Annotated in this window: 18 protein-coding genes; 10 read left to right on the top strand and 8 right to left on the bottom strand. The window is 70.1% G+C overall.

Annotation, left to right across the window (positions count from 1 at the left end; translation table 11 throughout):
- Positions 1-51: 51 nt before the first annotated feature.
- The 3 genes from ACGFNP_RS54290 to ACGFNP_RS54280 all read right to left on the bottom strand — a co-directional run bounded on the left by ACGFNP_RS54290 (position 52) and on the right by ACGFNP_RS54280 (position 2887).
- Positions 52-630, bottom strand: coding sequence for a hypothetical protein (locus ACGFNP_RS54290; RefSeq protein WP_393332011.1), 579 nt, complete (start codon positions 628-630; stop codon positions 52-54).
- Positions 606-2114, bottom strand: a complete 1509-nt coding sequence (glpK, locus tag ACGFNP_RS54285; RefSeq protein ID WP_358318444.1) for a glycerol kinase GlpK — start codon at positions 2112-2114, stop codon at positions 606-608. Before glpK ends, ACGFNP_RS54290 begins: the two co-directional genes overlap by 25 nt.
- A gap of 173 nt (positions 2115-2287) precedes the next feature.
- Positions 2288-2887: an IS607 family transposase gene (locus tag ACGFNP_RS54280; RefSeq protein WP_358318445.1), complete on the bottom strand. Its 600-nt coding sequence runs from the start codon at positions 2885-2887 to the stop codon at positions 2288-2290.
- Between the two features lie 77 nt (positions 2888-2964).
- On the opposite strand from ACGFNP_RS54280, the gene ACGFNP_RS54275 reads away from it, so the two are divergent.
- On the top strand, positions 2965-3990 hold the full coding sequence (locus ACGFNP_RS54275) for a 6-phosphofructokinase (RefSeq protein WP_358318446.1): 1026 nt from the start codon (positions 2965-2967) through the stop codon (positions 3988-3990).
- A gap of 136 nt (positions 3991-4126) precedes the next feature.
- Here ACGFNP_RS54275 and ACGFNP_RS54270 read toward each other — a convergent pair whose 3' ends face one another.
- Together ACGFNP_RS54270 and ACGFNP_RS54265 are read right to left on the bottom strand one after the other, a co-directional pair.
- Positions 4127-4978, bottom strand: a complete 852-nt coding sequence (locus ACGFNP_RS54270) for an MHYT domain-containing protein (RefSeq protein WP_358318447.1) — start codon at positions 4976-4978, stop codon at positions 4127-4129.
- A 62-nt stretch (positions 4979-5040) separates the two neighbouring features.
- A complete protein-coding gene (locus tag ACGFNP_RS54265) occupies positions 5041-6012 on the bottom strand; it encodes an MHYT domain-containing protein (RefSeq protein WP_358318448.1) in 972 nt (323 codons plus the stop codon).
- Positions 6013-6125: 113 nt separating this feature from the next.
- Here ACGFNP_RS54265 and macS point away from each other — a divergent pair, with 113 nt between their 5' ends.
- The 3 genes from macS to thiI are packed head-to-tail and all read left to right on the top strand — an operon-like array spanning position 6126 to position 9149.
- Positions 6126-7226 carry a MacS family sensor histidine kinase gene (gene macS, locus ACGFNP_RS54260; RefSeq protein ID WP_358318449.1) on the top strand — a complete coding sequence of 367 codons (1101 nt, stop codon included), beginning with the start codon at positions 6126-6128 and terminating at the stop codon, positions 7224-7226.
- Between the two features lie 26 nt (positions 7227-7252).
- Positions 7253-7894 carry a response regulator transcription factor gene (locus ACGFNP_RS54255; RefSeq protein ID WP_358318450.1) on the top strand — a complete coding sequence of 214 codons (642 nt, stop codon included), beginning with the start codon at positions 7253-7255 and terminating at the stop codon, positions 7892-7894.
- A 58-nt stretch (positions 7895-7952) separates the two neighbouring features.
- The gene (gene thiI / locus ACGFNP_RS54250) at positions 7953-9149 is read left to right on the top strand and encodes a tRNA uracil 4-sulfurtransferase ThiI (RefSeq protein ID WP_358318451.1); all 1197 of its coding nucleotides are present in this window, start codon (positions 7953-7955) and stop codon (positions 9147-9149) included.
- Positions 9150-9210: 61 nt separating this feature from the next.
- On the opposite strand, the gene ACGFNP_RS54245 is transcribed toward thiI, so the two are convergent.
- Complete coding sequence (locus ACGFNP_RS54245; protein WP_393332004.1) at positions 9211-9501, bottom strand: YiaA/YiaB family inner membrane protein; 291 nt, start codon at positions 9499-9501, stop codon at positions 9211-9213.
- 110 nt (positions 9502-9611) lie between these two features.
- Complete coding sequence (aroF, locus tag ACGFNP_RS54240) at positions 9612-10643, bottom strand: 3-deoxy-7-phosphoheptulonate synthase (protein WP_393332001.1); 1032 nt, start codon at positions 10641-10643, stop codon at positions 9612-9614.
- A gap of 253 nt (positions 10644-10896) precedes the next feature.
- Here aroF and ACGFNP_RS54235 point away from each other — a divergent pair, with 253 nt between their 5' ends.
- From ACGFNP_RS54235 to ACGFNP_RS54225, 3 genes are all read left to right on the top strand, one after another.
- The gene (locus tag ACGFNP_RS54235; RefSeq protein ID WP_393331999.1) at positions 10897-11493 is read left to right on the top strand and encodes a molybdopterin-dependent oxidoreductase; all 597 of its coding nucleotides are present in this window, start codon (positions 10897-10899) and stop codon (positions 11491-11493) included.
- A gap of 44 nt (positions 11494-11537) precedes the next feature.
- Complete coding sequence (locus ACGFNP_RS54230; RefSeq protein WP_358318455.1) at positions 11538-12701, top strand: histidine kinase; 1164 nt, start codon at positions 11538-11540, stop codon at positions 12699-12701.
- Positions 12702-12767: 66 nt separating this feature from the next.
- The gene (locus tag ACGFNP_RS54225) at positions 12768-13508 is read left to right on the top strand and encodes a LytR/AlgR family response regulator transcription factor (RefSeq protein ID WP_393331995.1); all 741 of its coding nucleotides are present in this window, start codon (positions 12768-12770) and stop codon (positions 13506-13508) included.
- A 591-nt stretch (positions 13509-14099) separates the two neighbouring features.
- Here the strand turns inward: ACGFNP_RS54225 and ACGFNP_RS54220 are convergent.
- On the bottom strand, positions 14100-14939 hold the full coding sequence (locus ACGFNP_RS54220; protein ID WP_358318457.1) for a deoxyribonuclease IV: 840 nt from the start codon (positions 14937-14939) through the stop codon (positions 14100-14102).
- A 145-nt stretch (positions 14940-15084) separates the two neighbouring features.
- Between ACGFNP_RS54220 and uraD the strand changes: the two genes are divergently transcribed.
- Genes uraD through pucL form a run of 3 tightly spaced genes read left to right on the top strand, consistent with a single transcriptional unit; the run spans position 15085 to position 16744 of the window.
- Complete coding sequence (uraD, locus tag ACGFNP_RS54215) at positions 15085-15570, top strand: 2-oxo-4-hydroxy-4-carboxy-5-ureidoimidazoline decarboxylase (RefSeq protein WP_358318458.1); 486 nt, start codon at positions 15085-15087, stop codon at positions 15568-15570.
- A complete protein-coding gene (gene uraH, locus ACGFNP_RS54210; RefSeq protein ID WP_358319164.1) occupies positions 15567-15869 on the top strand; it encodes a hydroxyisourate hydrolase in 303 nt (100 codons plus the stop codon). Before uraD ends, uraH begins: the two co-directional genes overlap by 4 nt.
- Positions 15870-15871: 2 nt before the next feature.
- Complete coding sequence (gene pucL / locus ACGFNP_RS54205; RefSeq protein ID WP_358318459.1) at positions 15872-16744, top strand: factor-independent urate hydroxylase; 873 nt, start codon at positions 15872-15874, stop codon at positions 16742-16744.

Genomic DNA, 16744 nt, shown 5'->3' with positions numbered 1-16744 from the left:
ACCATAGGTTGACGATTATGGATCGTCAACCCTAGGTTGACGCCATGAATCTCAGTAGTCGAGCACCCCGCTGAAGACATCGAGTTCGTCATCGATGCTGAACTCGCTCGGCGGCTGCACGAAGGTGTCGAGCACCCGCATGCCGTCGTTCGCCCTGCGCCAGCGCCAGACGAGGTCGTGTCCGGAATGGTCTCTGGTCAGGATGTCGAGGTGGTTCGCCCGGTCCCAGAGCAGCCCGTTGCCGTCTTCGCCGGCGGGAAGCTTGATGGGAGAGCTGACCGGTCCGCCGGCCAGGTCCAGGAAGCGGATGTAGTCAGGTTCCTTGCCGAAAGGGTCCGAGGCGAGGTAGGCGATCGTCGTCCCATTCGCGTGGAGCGCGGGGAAGTACGCGGCTCGTGGCCCCGTCCGGACCACGCCCCAGGTTTCGGTCGAATAGACGGCGGACGTGCCATCCTGCTGCCGGACGAGGAGATATTCGTTGTCCGGGCTGAAGCTCATCGGGTACTGCCCCGCGGGCAGGGTGTGCGCCTGCGCGGTGACGGAGTTCAGCACCTGGTGGAGTTCGTTGCGTCTGGTCACGACGTAGTGGCCGGCAGGGGACAGGCCTATCCCGACCCGGTTCGTGAGCATCGCCGGGAGTCAGATGCCAGTGCGACGGCCGCCCGCCATCGCTCGTACGCGGCGTCGTCGCGGGTTCCCGGCTCGAAACGGCGGTCCAGCCGCCACGTCTCGCGCAGTTCGTCCGCCGACCCCCAGACGCCCGAGCCGAGACCCGCCAGGAACGCCGCTCCCAGCCCGGTCGTCTCCTGGACCACCGGCCGCTCCACGACCGTGCCGAGCTGGTCCGCCTGCACCTGCATGAGCAGGTCGTTGCCGCTGGCCCCGCCGTCGGCCTTGAGCACCGGCGCGCCGGCGCCATGGGACGTCAGTGCGGACCCGCTCGTCATCACCTCGACCACGTCGCGCACCTCGAAGGCGATCGCCTCCAGTGTCGCCCTGACCAGGTGGGCCCTGGTGGTACCGCGGGTGATGCCGGTGATCAGGCCGCGCGCCTCCGGGTCCCAGTACGGCGCGCCGAGCCCGGTCAGGGCGGGCACGAACACCACGCCGCCGCTGTCGGGCACCGTGCGGGCCACCGCCTCCGACTCCGGCGCGGTGCCGATCAGCCCCAGCCCGTCGCGCAGCCACTGCACGGCCGCGCCGGTCACGAAGACCGAGCCCTCCAGCGCGTACGTGATGTCTCCCGACGGCGTCTGCCAGGCGACGGTGGTGAGCAGACCCGCGTCGGAGCGGACGATCTCCTCGCCGGTGTTGGTCAGGATGAACGAGCCGGTGCCATAGGTGCACTTCACCTCGCCCACCCGGAAGCACGTCTGCCCGAACAGCGCCGCCTGCTGGTCGCCCGCCACGCCGCTGATCGGCAGGTCGAGCCCGAGGAACACGCCGGGGTCGGTACGGCCGATCGGGCCGTAACTGGGCACGATCTCCGGCAGGGCGGACTCGGGCACCCCGAACAGTTCGCACAGCTCGGGCTCCCACGATCCGGACGCCAGGCCGTACAGCAGGGTGCGCGAGGCGTTGGAGGAGTCGGTCACGTGGCGCGCGCCCGCGGTGAGCCGGGCGATCAGGTAGGAGTCGACGGTGCCCACCACCACGTCGCCCGACAGCACGCCCTCCCAGGAGCCCTGGTCGTGCTCGGCCAGCCAGGACAGCTTCGAGGCGGTGAAGTAGGGGTCGAGCCGCAGGCCGGTCAGCTCCGAGACGCGCGGCTCGTGGCCGGCCGAGCGCAGCCGCTCGCAGATGCCCGCGGTGCGCCGGTCCTGCCAGACGATCGCGCGGCGTGGCGCGGCCAGCGTGCGCCGGTCCCACAGGACCGCGGTCTCCCGCTGGTTGGTGATGCCGAGGCAGGCCGGCCTGGACGTGGCCGCGCGCAGAGCCGCCGCGCAGGCGCTCAGTGTGGCCTGCCAGATGTCCTCGGGGTTGTGTTCGACCCAGCCGGGTTCGGGGAAGTGCTGGGCGAACTCCTCGTAGCCCTTGGACTCGATCCGGCCGTCCTCGGTCACGACGAGCGCCGTCACCCCTGTCGTCCCGGCGTCGATGGCCAACACACTCACGAAATCGCCTCCCGGAAGGGGTTTCGCTCGCTACGCTCGCGATTTGGTCTAGACCACTGCCCGCGCGGGCGGGCAGAATGCGATGCTGGTTGTGAAAGCGTTCGGAGAATCTTGTTGATCCTCGTGCCGGCCCCATCGGCATGCGCCCCGGTCGTCCGGGGACATGCGCCGCCTCACGCTGCCTCGAAGGCGGCCCGGAGGGCGGCTCTGGCCCTGCGGGCGGCCGAGCGCCGGCCGTACAGGCGGGCGCAGAGCGAGGTGAGGACCTCGGCCATGTCCCGCAGCAGCTCGTCATCGACCCGGGCGCCGGGGATGGCGCCCTCGCCGCCTTCGGTGTCGTCGATGACCACGATGCGACGGCCGGTGGCCTCCAGCGCGGCCGACAGCTGCTCCAGCCCGAACCGGGCGAGCCGGTCGCGGCGCTCGACCACGATCACGCCCACCGACGCGTCGCGCAGCAGCCGGGCGAGCTTCGGCCGGTCGCCGTCCATGCCCGAGCCGACCTCGCCGACGACCTCGGTGACCGTCAGGCCCATCCCGGTAGCCGCGGCGACCACCCGTCCCGCCTGCCGGTCGAGCTCGGCCAGCTGGTCGGTGCCGGAGACACGGCAGTACGCCACCGTCCGTCCCGTGACCTCCGCCGTCCGATCCAGGACCATGTACCTACCGGTCGCGGTCTTGACCACCGGGACCGGCATCTTCCCGTCCCGCGCCCACTGCCAGGCGGTCTGGTAATGCACCCCGTTCCGCCGCGCCCACTCCGAGAGCTTCACGTATCGACCATCTCAGACAAAGCTGAGAAGGACTGATGTTTTCACTAATGGCAAGAAACCCATAGGAGGAACCCGTCATGCGAATCGGAGTGCTCACCGGAGGCGGCGACTGTCCCGGTCTCAACGCGGTGATCAGGGCGGTCGTGCGCAAGGGGGTGAGCGTCTACGGTCACGAGTTCGTCGGGTTCCGTGACGGCTGGCGCGGCCCGCTCGAAGGCGACACGATGCCGCTGGACATTCAGGCCGTCCGGGGCATCCTCCCGCGCGGCGGCACCATTCTCGGCTCCTCGCGGACCAACCCCATCAAGATCGAGGGGGGCGTCGACCGCATCAAGGAGAACCTGGCGGCCACCGGCGTCGACGCGCTGATCGCCATCGGCGGCGAGGACACCCTCGGCGTGGCCAAGCAGCTCTACGACCGCGACGTCAAGGTCGTCGGCGTGCCCAAGACGATCGACAACGACCTGTCGGGCACCGACTACACCTTCGGCTTCGACACCGCGGTCAACATCGCGACGGAAGCCATCGACCGCCTGCACACCACCGCCGAGTCCCACCACCGGGCGCTCATCTGCGAGGTCATGGGCCGGCACGCGGGCTGGATCGCGCTGCACGCGGGCATGGCGGGTGGCGCCAACGTCATCCTCATCCCCGAGCGGCCGTTCGACATCGACCGCGTCTGCGAATACGTCGAGTCGCGCTTCCGCACCCGCTACTCGCCGATCCTCGTGGTCGCCGAGGGCGCGCACCCGGTCGAGGGCCAGATGGCGCTGCAGGCCGGCGAGCTCGACTCGTTCGGCCACGTGCGGCTCGGCGGCATCGGCGAGGTGCTGGCCAAGGAGATCGAGAAGCGCACCGGCAAGGAGGCCCGCACCACCGTGCTCGGCCACATCCAGCGCGGCGGCACCCCGACCGCCTACGACCGGGTCCTGGCCACCAGGTTCGGGCTGCAGGCGATCGACGCGGTGCACGAGGGCGACTACGGCAAGATGGTGGCGCTGCGCGGCACCGACATGGTCCGCGTCGGGCTCGACGTGGCGACGGCCGAGCTCAAGACGGTGCCGGTGTCCCGCTACGCGGAGGCCGAGGTGTTCTTCGGCTGATTGAAAGCGGCCTGCAAGCGGGCGGCCGTACCTTCTGAATCAGCGGGGTTTCCGCTACAACCCCCTCGAGGTACGGCTTGCGCCGCGACGAGTCGGCGGCCCACCTACGCGCCGCAGGCCGTACCTAGGACATAGATCAAGAGCGGGGCGTGCCGAAGAGATCCACATCCGGCGCGCCCCCGCCGCGTTCCTTCGGCCCGGCGGCTGTCTCCGGCCCGCCGCGGCCCTCCAGCCGGGCGAGGAACTCCGCCTCCCCGCGCATCTCCTTCTCCGAGGGCGAGAGCATGACGGCGAGCAGCAGCCCCATGGTGATCACGCTGATCCCGACGATCAACGGCAGCAGGAAGTCGATGGCCGGCGCGCCGGGGATCGGCGCCGACGGGCTGTGCGCGCGCACCGACATCCCGTACATGCCCGTGTAGTGCATGCCCGTCACCGCGACACCCATGACCAGGGCCGCGCCACCGATCTTGACCGCGCCGCGGACCCGCAGGGTGAACCAGAGCGCGACGGTGGCCGCGGCGATCGCGATGAGCACGGACAGTGCGACGAGCAGCGGGTCGTAGCTCACGTCCCCCGCCATGTTCATCGCGTACATGCCCAGGTAGTGCATGCCGGCCACGCCGACACCGGTCAGGACGCCGCCGCTGAGCAGGTACGGGGCGCGCTCGCCGCCCCGCCACACCACGAACAGCCCGGCGCCCACCACCACGACCGCGAGCACCGCGGAGGCCGCGGTGAGCGGCATGTCGTAGCGGATCATCGTGCCCTGCACCGAGAAGCCCATCATGGCGATGAAGTGCATGGTCCAGATGCCGGTGCCACCGATGGCGACCGCCGCGCCGGCCAGCCAGAACCGGGCATCCCTGCCGCCGGCCAGCCGGGCCCGCGAGGTCAGCAGCAGGCCGAGCATGGAGCCCACACTGGACATGGCATAGGCCAGGAGGAGGGTCAGCGGCCCATGAGAGAAGTGGTCAATCGGTGACATAAGCCCACACGTCCCTTAAATGTGAATAAGGGAGTATGAGCAGGGCTCAAGTGGATTTGCAACTATCTCCGGCGTGTCTGGGGACGAGTCGGCTGTTGCGGGAACCCCTGCTGTGTCGGGGATCCAGGCGTTTCGAAGATCGGCTGCGGCTCCGGAACGGGTGCGCCGAAGATCGGCTGCGTCCGGACGGGCTGCGGGCGAACGGGCCGCTGCTGGACGGGCCGCGGGGGAGCGGGGAGGGTCTGTTGCTGGTGGGTGGCGCGCCTGCGCAGCTCCAGCCGGGCCACGAGCTCGGCGTCCTCGTGCAGCTCCTCCTCCGACGGCGACAGGATGACCATGAGCAGCATGGTCAGCGTGATCAGGCTGATCACGGTCATGAGCGGCACGAGGAAGTCGAGGGCGTCGGCGCCGGGCACGGGGGAGGGTTCGGCGTCGACCGTGACCAGCATCGCGTACATGCCGGTGTAGTGCATGCCCGAGACGGCCACGCCCATGACCAGCGCCGCGCCGGTGATCCAGACGGCGCGCTTGACCCGCAGCGTGAACCACAGGGCCACGGTCGCGGCGACCACGGCGATGAGGACGGAGGCGGCCACGATCTTGCGGTCATAGGAGACGTGCGCGGACATGTTCATCGCGTACATGCCGAGATAGTGCATGCTGGCCACGCCCAGGCCGGTCAGCAGGCCGCCGCCGAGCAGGGCGAGCACGCGGCCACCGCCGTACGAGACCAGGAACAGGCCGGTGCCGACGACCACGATGGCCACCACGGCGGAGGCGACGGTGAGCGGCACGTCGTACTTGATCTGGGTGCCCTCGACCTCGAAACCCATCATGGCGACGAAGTGCATGACCCAGATGCCGGTGCCACCGATGGAGATGGCCGCTCCGAGCAGCCAGCGCATCCGCGAGGCGCCTCGGGAGGCGTGCGCCTGGGCGGTCAGCCGCAGTCCGAGCATCGACCCCATGCACGACATCACGTAGGCGAGGACTGGCGTGAGCGGGCCGTGGACGAAATGGTTAACAGCGGACATTTAGTCAGTTTCCTTGCATTAGGGTGCACCGGATTCTGCCAGTTGACCTGTCCCATTCACATGGATATCTCGACTATCTGTCAACTTGTCATGTCGGAACATGAGAAGGGCTCATGGGCATCGAAAGGCCGTTCTGGCGAGCGATAGCGGTGTTCCGCGTCGCCTCGCTGCTGTACGCCGCCGTGTTGCTGGCGCAGCACCGGGGGTACGCCGAGCCGCTCACCGGGTGGCTGGTGATCGGCGTCATGGGGTTGTGGACCGCCGCGGCGATCTTCGCCTACTCCGTCGAGGCGCTGCGCCGGTGGCCGCTGCTCGTGCTCGACCTCCTGGTGGCCGTGGCCTGCCTGCTCGCCTCGCCGTACGTGGAAGGCGCCCGGCCGCCCGGAGAGGGCACCATGCCGGTCCCGGCCACCTGGATCGCCGGCCCGGTGCTGGCCTGGGCGGTGCACGGCGGGCGGCGGCTCGGCACGGTGGCCGCGGCCGTCGTCGCGGCGGCGGACCTGTGGCTGCGGGTCCGCGGGCCCGACGCGCCCGTCCTGATCAACGGCGCGGTGCTGCTGTTCATGACGGGCGTGGTGGTGGGTCACGTGGCGCGGCTGGCCAAACAGGCGGAGGAACGCATGCAGCGGGCCGTCGAGATGGAGGCGGCGCAGCGCGAACGCGACCGGCTGGCGCGCGACGTCCACGACTCGGTCCTCCAGGTCCTGGCGCTGGTCCAGCGCCGCGGCCAGGAACTCGGCGGCGAGGCCGCGGAGCTGGGCCGTCTCGCCGGTCAGCAGGAATCGGCCCTGCGCGCGCTCTTCATCCGGCCCGCGCCCCCGCCGACGGGGGTGATGGATCTGCGTCCGCTGCTCATGCGGTACGGCTCCGAGCAGGTGACGATCTCGGCCCCGGCGACGCCCTTGGCGCTGCCAGGACCGGTGGCCGAGGAGGTGGCGGCGGCCGTCGGGGCGGCGCTGGACAACGTCCGCGCGCACTGCGGGCCCGCGGCGCGGGCGTGGGTGTTCGCCGAGTCGGGGGACGGCACGGTGACGGTCAGCGTCCGCGACGAAGGCCCGGGGATCGCGGCCGGCCGTCTGGCGGAGGCCGCCGCGGACGGCCGCCTGGGCGTCTCCCAGTCCATCCGCGGCCGCATCGAGGGCCTCGGCGGCCACGTCCTGATCACCGGCGTCCCGGGAGAGGGTACCGAGATCGAGCTCACGGTCCCTGCCTGACGCTTCGTGACCCTAGAGTGGCGGCCATGGTGCGGGTGATGGTGGTGGACGACCATCCGATGTGGCGCGACGGGGTCGCCAGGGATCTGGCCGAGGCGGGCTACGAGGTGGTCGCCGTCGTCGGCGAGGGACGGCAGGCGCTCCGCGTGGCCGGAGCCGTGCTGCCCGAGGTGGTCGTGCTCGACCTGCGGTTGCCCGACATGTCGGGGGCGGAGGTGGCCAAGGGGCTGGCCGGGATGTCGCCGTCGCCGAGGGTGCTGGTGCTGTCGGCGAGTGCCGAGCCGGACGACGTGCTCGACGCGGTCAAGGCCGGAGCTTCCGGATATCTGGTGAAGTCGGCGAGCCGGGAGGAGTTCCTCGACGCTGTCCGGCGGACCGCGGACGGCGACGCGGTGTTCACGCCCGGCCTGGCCGGGCTCGTGCTGGGGGAGTACCGGCGACTCGCCGCCCAGCCCGCGCCGGCCGAGGGGCCGCGGCTGACCGACCGGGAGACCGAGGTGCTGCGGCTGGTCGCCAAGGGCCTGTCCTACCGGCAGATCGCCGACCGGCTCGTGCTCTCGCACCGGACCGTGCAGAACCACGTCCAGAACACGCTCCAGAAGCTCCAGCTGCACAACCGGGTGGAACTGGTGCGATATGCGATCGAGCAAGGGCTCGACGCGGACTAAAATCGGTGGGTCGAGGCGTTGGCTTCGGCGCGTCCCCATTACTCCCGGAGGTTCTGCCATGTCGATGTCCGCCCTGGGCGAGCCCTGCGTTCTGCTCAAGCTGGGCGAGATCGTCCTCAAGGGCAAGAACCGTGATCTGTTCGAACGCCGGCTGGTCGACAACATCCGCGAAGCCGTCAAAGAGCTCGGCCTCAAGCTCGACGTACGCAAGCGGCACGGCGTCATCGCGATCTTCCTGCCCGAGGGCGCCACGGCCGAGCAGGCGGAGACGGTGGCCCGGCGGGTCGCCGACGTGCCCGGGCTGGTCTGGATCCACTCGGCCTGGCGGGTCGCCAAGGACCCCGACGCCGTGCTCAAGGCGAGCCTGGAGCTCGTGTCCGAGCGCGAGGAGGTCAAGCGCGGGGCGACGTTCGCGGTGCGCTCGCGCCGCCGTGACAAGCGCTTCCCGCTGCGCTCCAACGAGCTCGACCGGCTCGTCGGCGGCGCCATCAACGACGCCTACGGCCTGCCGGTCAGGCTGAAAGACCCCGAGCTGACCGTGCACATCGAGGTCGACAGGGACGAGGTGTTCGTCTTCACCGACGGCATCCCCGGCCAGGGCGGTCTGCCGGTCGGCAGCAGCGGCCGGGCGCTGGTGCTCATGTCGGGCGGCATCGACTCGCCGGTGGCGGCCTACCGGATGATGCGTCGCGGGCTGCACGTCGACTTCCTGCACTTCTCGGGCATCCCGTTCACCACGTCCGAGTCGATCTACAAGGCGTACGCGCTGGTCAGGAAGCTCGACCGGTTCCAGGGCCGGTCGCGGTTGTGGGTGGTGCCGTTCGGCAAGGCCCAGCAGTCGATCCGCACCTCGGGGCAGGACCGGCTCGCGGTGATCGCCCAGCGGCGGCTCATGCTCAAGACGGCCGAGGAGGTCGCGCACCGCATCCACGCCGCCGCGCTGATCACCGGTGACGCCCTCGGCCAGGTGTCCTCCCAGACGCTGACCAACATCACCGCCCAGGACCACGCGGTCGAGCTGCCGATCCTGCGCCCGCTGGTGGGCTGGGACAAGACGGAGATCATGGCCGAGGCCCGGCGCATCGGCACGCTGGAGATCTCCGAGCTGCCCGACGAGGACTGCTGCTCGCTGCTGGCGCCCAAGCGGGCCGAGACGCGCGCGAAGATCGAGGACCTCAAGCAGATCGAGAAGCGGCTGGACGCCGAAGAGCTCGCCGTCCAGCTCGCCGACTCGATCCAGGAGTACAAACTCTGAGCTGAGGCCGGGCCGCCCGTAGGGGGCCATCCAGCCGGGCGGGCCCGGCCTCAGGCTTCTATCAGGCCGAGTCGACCCTGAACGGGTCGTGCTCGGCCAGCAGCTTGTCCAGGCGGGCCTGGTCGACGCGGGTGCTGACCCCCGACAGCTCCTGGCGGTCGCGTACGACCTTGCTGAGCGTGATGGTCGAGGTGATGACGTAAAGGACGCCCAGTGCGAGGAAGGCCCTGATCCACCCGGAGGCCGGGAGATAGACCAGAGCGATCACCACTGACGACACGGAGACGGCGAACGACAGGATCGCCTGGACGTAATAGGCGGTGGTCTGGGTGGGTTGGATGGGCTTCGTCATGCCGACCATCGTCACGCCGGGCGCGAGGTCGGCGCATGGGGTCACATACTCAAGTTACTGATGAGTACGGCCGACCTGGCGCCGTGCCGGCCGTACCCGTCAGGAGCGGGTCAGACCACCATCGCGGCGGCGGCGGTCTTGCCGAGCAGCGGTGGGAAGTCCCGCATGACCTGGGCCAGCTCGCCCAGATCCGTGTCGACCAGCGCCTGCGGCCCGTCGACGAGCGCCTGCTCGGGATGCGGGTGCACGTCGATGATGACGCCGTCGGCGCCCACGCCGATCGCCGCGCGGGTCAGCGGCAGCACCAGATCGCGCCGGCCGCCCGAGTGCGACGGGTCGACGATGACCGGCAGGTGCGACAGCCGCTGCGCCACCGGCACGGCCGAGATGTCGAGCGTGTTGCGCGTGCCCGTCTCGAACGTCCTGACGCCGCGCTCGCACAGCACGATGTCGAGGTTGCCGCGCTGCGCGATGTACTCGGCGGACATCAGCCACTCCTCGATCGTGGCGCTCATGCCGCGCTTGAGCATGACCGGCCGGCCCGCCGCGCCGACCGCCTGCAGCAGCGCGAAGTTCTGCGCGTTGCGGGTGCCGACCTGCAGCATGTCCGCGTACGAGGCGACCAGTTCGACGTCCTGCGCGTCGACCACCTCGGTGACGATCGGCAACCCCGTCTCCTCCCGCACGTCGGCGAGGATGCGCAGGCCCTGCTCGCCCAGCCCCTGGAAGGCGTACGGCGAGGTGCGCGGCTTGAAGGCGCCGCCGCGCAGCAGCGTCGCGCCCGCCGCCATGGCCATCCTGGCCGCCTCCAGCGTCTGCTGGAGCGTCTCCACCGCGCACGGCCCCGCGATCAGTGTCACGGTGCCGGGGCCGATCGGCACGCCGCCCACGTGGACCGTGGACCGTTCGGGGTGGTTCTCCCTGCTCACCAGCTTGTACGGGGTGCTCACCCGCATCACGTCGCGCACCCCCGGCATGCCGCGCAGGCTCGCCTCGTCGAGCTGGGCCACATCGCCCACCAGCCCGACGATCGTGCGCCGCACACCCCTGCTCACGAATGCCTCGACCCCGGCCGCCTGGACGACCGCGACGATCGACGCGAGATCATCCCCGGTGGCCTCCTGGCCCATCACGATCACCATCTGCTGCTCCTTTGATAGAACGACATAGCCCTGAAACGCCAAAAGGCCCCGGGTCCTTGTGGACCCGGGGCCTTTCGTTCGCCTGTGTGCTAACGCAGCATCAGCTGGCGAACGGACTCGGGTCCGTCGCCATACCAAAACAGGAACGCGTTACGCATGGACCCGATGCTACCGCACCGCACCCGCGCGCGAGGCACGCACGGGCCGGTGGCAGGATGGCCCAAGACCACGGAAACCGGCGAGGGGAGTGTACGTGGAGGAATCGCGCCTGCCTCCGGGCCAGTACGTCCCGCGCGGCCGGCCGGTGATCCACTACGGCAGGGTGCCTCAGTTCCGGCCCGACAGCTGGGACTTCCGCGTCCTCGGAGCCACCGCCTCGGGCGAGGAGCACCGTTTCACCTGGCCGGAGTTCGAGAGCCTGCCGCGCACCGGCGTCATCGCGGATTTCCACTGCGTGACCAAGTTCTCGATCATGGGCAACGAATGGCGGGGCGTGAGCCCGGCGACCATCGTCGCGGCGGCGCCGCCCGACCCGGGTGTGCGGCATGTGATGATCTGGGCCGAGTACGGCTACAGCGCCAACATCCGGATGTCCGACTTCACCGCCCCGGGCACGCTGTTCGCCATGGAACTGGACGACAAGCCGATCAGCGCCGACCGCGGCTTCCCCGTGCGCGCCGTCGTGCCCCATCTGTACGCCTGGAAGAGTGTCAAATGGGTGCGGGCCGTCGAGTATCTCCTCGAAGATCGCCGAGGCTTCTGGGAGGAACGCGGCTACCACAACGTGGCCGATCCCTGGCGCGAGCAACGCTACTCCTACCAGGAAGAACCCGGTGAAGGCCCTCCGTAGGGTTTTCCCCCGAACACGGTCCGTTGTTGGCTACGGTTGCCCGCATGTCGACCACCGCGTGCGTGGTGCTCTCCTCCCTGACCTTCTTCCTCGGCTATGCGGTCGCCCGGCTGTCGCGCAGCCGCCCGGAGCCGCCCGAGCCGGCTGAGCCTCCCGCGGGCGACTGGAAGGACGAGGCGACGTTCACCGCGCTGCACATCGCCGCGCTGGCGGCCCCCTCGCTGCGCGCCGGGCTGAACCGCGACTCGGCCCGCAAGGCCGTACGCCATCTGCACGCCCTGCTCGGCACGTACGCCGTCGCGATCACCTCGACCGAGGCGGCGCTGGCCTGGGACGGGCCGTGCACCGACGAGGTGCTCACCTACGCCAGGACCGTGCTGGCGTCCGGGCGGGCACAGGTGTTCGCCGGCGAGCCGTACGGCGCGGTCGTCGTGCCGCTGCTCGTCGAGGGCAAGCTCGTCGGCACGCTGGCGGCCTTCGACCAGGAGGTGAGCGCGGCGCTGGTGCGGACCGTCGCCGAGGTCGGCCGGTGGGTGTCGGGTCAGCTTGAGCTGGCCGAGCTCGACACCTCGCGGCGGCGCGCGCTGGAGGCGGAGATGCGGGCCCTGCGCGCGCAGATCTCGCCGCACTTCATCTACAACGCGCTGACCACGATCGCCTCGTTCGTCCGCACCGATCCGGCGCGCGCCCGCGAACTGCTGCTGGACTTCGCGGACTTCGCCCGATACGCGCTGCGCAGAGCGCACGACTTCACCACCCTGGCCGACGAGCTGACCTGCGTCGACCGCTACCTGCTGCTGGAGCGGGCGCGCTTCGGCGACCGGCTGCGCTTCAGCGTGCAGGTGGCGCCCGAGGTGCTGCCGGTGCCCGTGCCGTTCCTGTGCCTGCAACCGCTGGTCGAGAACGCGATCAAGCACGGCATGGGCAGCCGCGGCGGCACCGGCGAGGTACGCGTCGTGGCCCGCGACGCCGGGCCGGAGGCGCACATCACGGTCGAGGACGACGGCACCGGCATGGATCCCGAGCACGCCAGAAGGGTGCTCGACGACGACCCGAGGCGCGAGGGCAACGGCATCGGCCTGGCCAACGTGGACGTGCGGATGCGCCAGATCTACGGCGACGGCTACGGGCTGGTGGTGGAGACGGCGCTGGGCTCGGGCACCACGGTGCGGCTCCGCGTGCCCAAGACGCGCCTTAGCCCTCTGTAGTCAATTATTCGCGCTGCGTTCGCAAGTCGCTTGTGACCTCAGCGTTATTAAGGCAGCGTTGAGGTCATGCTGCGTGTGCTGGCCGTCGACGATGAGGTGCCCGCCCTGGAAGAGCTGGCCTACCTGCTCCGCAAGGACTCCAGGGTGGAGCAGGTCACGACCGCGAGCGACGGTGTCGCCGCCTTGCAGGGGATGGTGCAGATGATCGGGACCGGCGAGCGGCTCGACGGGGTGTTCCTCGACATCAGGATGCCGGGCATGGACGGGCTCGACCTGGCCAGGCTCGTCGGCGGCTTCCCCAGCCCGCCCAGGCTGGTGTTCGTCACTGCGCACGAGGAGTGCGCGGTGCGGGCGTTCGAGCTGGAGGCCGTCGACTATCTGCTGAAACCGGTCCGGGCCGAACGGCTGGCCGAGGCGGTGCGCCGGCTGGAGGTGGCCGTTTCGCCGCCCCCCGAGCCGGGCCTCGACGATGTGATCCCGGTTGAGCTGAGCGGGATCACCCGGTTCATACCGCAGCAGGCGGTCTGGTTCGCCGAGGCCAAGGGCGACTACGTGCGCCTCCATACGGTGGACGGCAGCTACCTCGTACGCATGTCCCTGGCGGCGCTGGAACGTCGCTGGGCGGACGCCGGGTTCATCAGGGTGCACAGGAGCACTCTCGTCTCCGCGCGGCACGTGAGCGAGCTCAGATTCGAGGGCGGCAGGGTGATGCTGACCGTCGGCACCGAGACGCTCCAGGTGAGCCGGCGGCACAGCCGCCAGGTGCGCGAGCAGCTGGTCCGCCAGCACCGCGGCGCCATCTCCTGACCGTCCCGCCGTCCGTCTTCCCGCCCGTCTTTCCGGGCGGGCAGACGGACGGGGGTGGGCGTGAACGCGGGGAGTGTGAACGGCCCCCCGCGCCGTTCGCGGCGCGGGGTGTTTCTTCGTGCTGGGCGCGAGTTCCCTGGTCAACCGGGTTGAATGTCTCTGTGGCGGTCCGGACTGCCCGCGTGCCCGAGTTCGCGGGGGCTCCGGAATCGACCGCTCGTCGTGTCGGATCGGCCGTTCATCGTAGCGCCACGCTCCGTATGGCGATGACTACATACCGTTCGACGAGCTGTCCGTAAACTGGGGTTCGCCCGCAAGATCGCGACCGTAGTGTTTGCGCATCGGAAGCCACCCGGCGCATCGGGGGGACGAGCCGCAAGGCTCACTGCTTTGGACTGATGCGCCGGATCCACGGTGACCTCTCTGGTCACCACGGCTGTCGGGCCCTCTACCGGGGGGCAGGGCCCGCCTGCCGAGCACGTGTGGGACGCCCGCTGTGGCCGCGGAAGGACCGCGATCCGGCTAACGGGGGCGGCCGGATCGCGAGAGCGGGCGTCCCGACACGTGCAGGAAAGCCGCAGAGGGCGGTTGTCAACCGTCGCGGAGTTTTTTGAGGGTTGCGATGTCCTCGCGGTGCTTGTCAGCTTTGCCCGGGGTCTCGATGCAGATCGGGACGCCCGCCACGGCCGGGTGGCGCATGAGGTCGGCGAACGGCTGGGCGCCGATCTGCCCGGCGCCGATGTTCTCGTGGCGGTCCTTCTTCGAGCCGCACGCGTCCTTGGAGTCGTTGGCGTGGATCAGCTTCAGCCGCCCCGGCGCGATCTCGTGCAGCGCGTCGAACGTCTCCTTCACCCCGCCCTCCGCGACCAGGTCGTGCCCGGCCGAGAACGCGTGGCACGTGTCGAGGCAGATGCCGGCCCGCGGGTGCCAGTCGAGTGTCTCCAGGTAGGGCTCCAGATCCTGCACCGTGGCGCAGAGCATGGCCCCCTGGCCCGCCATCGGCTCCAGCAGCAGGTCGGGGCCGCCGTCGGGGATCTCGTCGAGCAGCGGCAGCAGGTGCTCGCGCAACTGGCGCAGCGCGTCGTCGCGCGGCTGCGTCACCGCCGAGCCCGTGTGCACCACGACCCCCTTGGCGCCGATCTCGACGCCGCGTCGCAGCGTGTAGCGGACCAGCGCCACGGAACCGGCCAGCGTCTCGGGGTTGGGCGAGCCGAAGTTGGCCAGGTAAGGGACGTGAACGAAGGTGTCGACACCCGACTCCGCCAGCGCGGCGTCCTGGTCGGGCTTGCCCGCCGCGAGCGCCCAGGCGCGCGGGTTGGTGACGAACACCTGGATCATCTCGGCGCCGATCTCGGCCATGTACGCCAGACCGCCCGTCGCCAGGCCGCCGGTGACGGAGACGTGTCCGCCGATGAGAGAGGTTGGGGTCATGATGCCTATCAGTTTAGGCGGGGTGCGCAGCAGGCCGGGCCGGGCCGGAGTTGGAGCATGACACGAAAAGTCATAGCCAATCGCTGGACCGGTTCAGAGTTCTTGCGGATGGACCGGGCAGCACGCGGATGTGTGTACTGCTGATATGCCCAAGACGCTCACCGGCCTGGCCGAGTTCAACGCCCGGGACGACGTCGCGGCGGAGCTGCTCGCCTGCTGCGCCTCCCGCGCCTTCGCCGGGTCCGTCGCGGCCCAGCGCCCCTACCGCGACCCGGATCAGCTCGCCGCCGCCGCCGACGCGGCCGTGCGCGGCCTGGCCTGGCCCGACGTCCTCGAAGCACTCAGCGCGCACCCCAGGATCGGGGAGCGCGCCGCCAGTGCCTGGTCCAGGCAGGAGCAGTCGGGGGTGGCGGACGACACGCGCGCCGAGCTGGCCGAGGGCAACCGGGCGTACGAGGACCGTTTCGGCCACGTCTACCTGATCTGCGCCACCGGCCTGACGGGCGTCGAGATGCTCGCCAGGCTGCGCGAACGCCTCCTCCACGACGAGGAGACCGAACGCGAGACCGTCCGCGACGAACTGGCCAAGATCACCAAGTTGCGGCTGGTCAAGCTGCTGGAGGGGTCCTGATGAGCTTCTCGACGCATGTCCTGAACGCCGTCACCGGCCGCCCCGCCGAAGGAGTCGCCGTACGGCTGGAGCACGAGGGCGAGGTCGTGGCCGACGGCCGTACCGACGCCGACGGCCGGATCAAGGGCTGGAACCCCCCACCCGGCGTCAACCGAGTGGTCTTCGACACCGGCGCCTACCTGGCCGACACCTTCTACCCCGAGGTCGTCATCACCTTCACCGTGACGGACCCGGCCGCGCACTATCACGTGCCGCTGCTGCTCAGCCCGTTCGCGTACTCCACCTACCGAGGGAGCTAAACGTGCCCGACGTCATCCTGGGTCCCAACCGCTACGGCAAGGCGGAGACCAGGCTCGTCCGCGTCGTCCGGGAGGGCGGCGTTCACCACCTCAAGGACGTCAACGTCAGCTCCTCGCTCTCCGGCGACATGGAGGCCGTCCACCTGACCGGCGACAACGCCACCGTCCTGCCGACCGACTCGCAGAAGAACACCGTCTACGCCTTCGCCAAGAAGCACGGCGTCGACCAGATCGAGGACTTCGCGCTGCTGCTGGCCCGGCACTTCGTCGCGTCGCAGCCGCCGATCCACCACGCCAGGGTGGAGATCGAGGAGTACGCCTGGGAGCGGATCTCCGGCGACCGGCCGCACTCGTTCGCCCGCAAAGGCGGCGAGGTGCGCACCTGCGTCGTCCACCACGACCGGGACGGCCGCACCACCGTGGTCTCCGGCCTGAAGGACCTGGTCGTGCTCAACTCGACGGGCTCGGAGTTCCACGGCTACATCCAGGACGAGTACACCACGCTCCCGCCGACCACCGACCGCGTCCTCGCCACCGCCGTCGCCGCCCGCTGGCGCCACGGCGCCGAAGGGTCCGCGTACGGCAAGTCCTACGAGGAGGTACGGCGCTGCCTGCTCGAAGCGTTCGCCGACACGCACAGCCTGTCGCTGCAGCAGACGCTGTACGCGATGGGAAAACGGGTACTGGACACCCGTGGCGAGGTCTGCGAGATCAGGTTCGCGATGCCGAACAAGCACCACTTCCTGGTGGACCTGTCGCCGTTCGGCCTGGACAACGACAACGAGGTCTACTTCGCGGCCGACCGCCCCTATGGCCTGATCGAGGGCGGCGTACTCCGCGAGGACGCCCCCGACGCCGCATTCGCCTGGGAGTAG

The organism is Nonomuraea sp. NPDC049269, from assembly GCF_043197155.1.
Lineage (GTDB): Bacteria > Actinomycetota > Actinomycetes > Streptosporangiales > Streptosporangiaceae > Nonomuraea.
This window is presented reverse-complemented; position numbering and strand designations above follow the sequence as displayed.

Bases quoted from the DNA above. Each gene is read 5' to 3' on its own strand.
- ACGFNP_RS54255 (WP_358318450.1), top strand. From the start codon at position 7,253: ATGGTGCGGGTGATGGTGGTGGACGACCATCCGATGTGGCGCGACGGG.
- ACGFNP_RS54290 (WP_393332011.1), bottom strand. From the start codon at position 630: ATGCTCACGAACCGGGTCGGGATAGGCCTGTCCCCTGCCGGCCACTAC.
- ACGFNP_RS54275 (WP_358318446.1), top strand. From the start codon at position 2,965: ATGCGAATCGGAGTGCTCACCGGAGGCGGCGACTGTCCCGGTCTCAAC.
- aroF (WP_393332001.1), bottom strand. From the start codon at position 10,643: ATGGTGATCGTGATGGGCCAGGAGGCCACCGGGGATGATCTCGCGTCG.
- ACGFNP_RS54245 (WP_393332004.1), bottom strand. From the start codon at position 9,501: ATGACGAAGCCCATCCAACCCACCCAGACCACCGCCTATTACGTCCAG.
- macS (WP_358318449.1), top strand. From the start codon at position 6,126: ATGGGCATCGAAAGGCCGTTCTGGCGAGCGATAGCGGTGTTCCGCGTC.
- ACGFNP_RS54225 (WP_393331995.1), top strand. From the start codon at position 12,768: ATGCTGCGTGTGCTGGCCGTCGACGATGAGGTGCCCGCCCTGGAAGAG.
- thiI (WP_358318451.1), top strand. From the start codon at position 7,953: ATGTCGATGTCCGCCCTGGGCGAGCCCTGCGTTCTGCTCAAGCTGGGC.
- ACGFNP_RS54220 (WP_358318457.1), bottom strand. From the start codon at position 14,939: ATGACCCCAACCTCTCTCATCGGCGGACACGTCTCCGTCACCGGCGGC.
- ACGFNP_RS54230 (WP_358318455.1), top strand. From the start codon at position 11,538: ATGTCGACCACCGCGTGCGTGGTGCTCTCCTCCCTGACCTTCTTCCTC.
- uraD (WP_358318458.1), top strand. From the start codon at position 15,085: ATGCCCAAGACGCTCACCGGCCTGGCCGAGTTCAACGCCCGGGACGAC.
- ACGFNP_RS54270 (WP_358318447.1), bottom strand. From the start codon at position 4,978: ATGTCACCGATTGACCACTTCTCTCATGGGCCGCTGACCCTCCTCCTG.
- ACGFNP_RS54265 (WP_358318448.1), bottom strand. From the start codon at position 6,012: ATGTCCGCTGTTAACCATTTCGTCCACGGCCCGCTCACGCCAGTCCTC.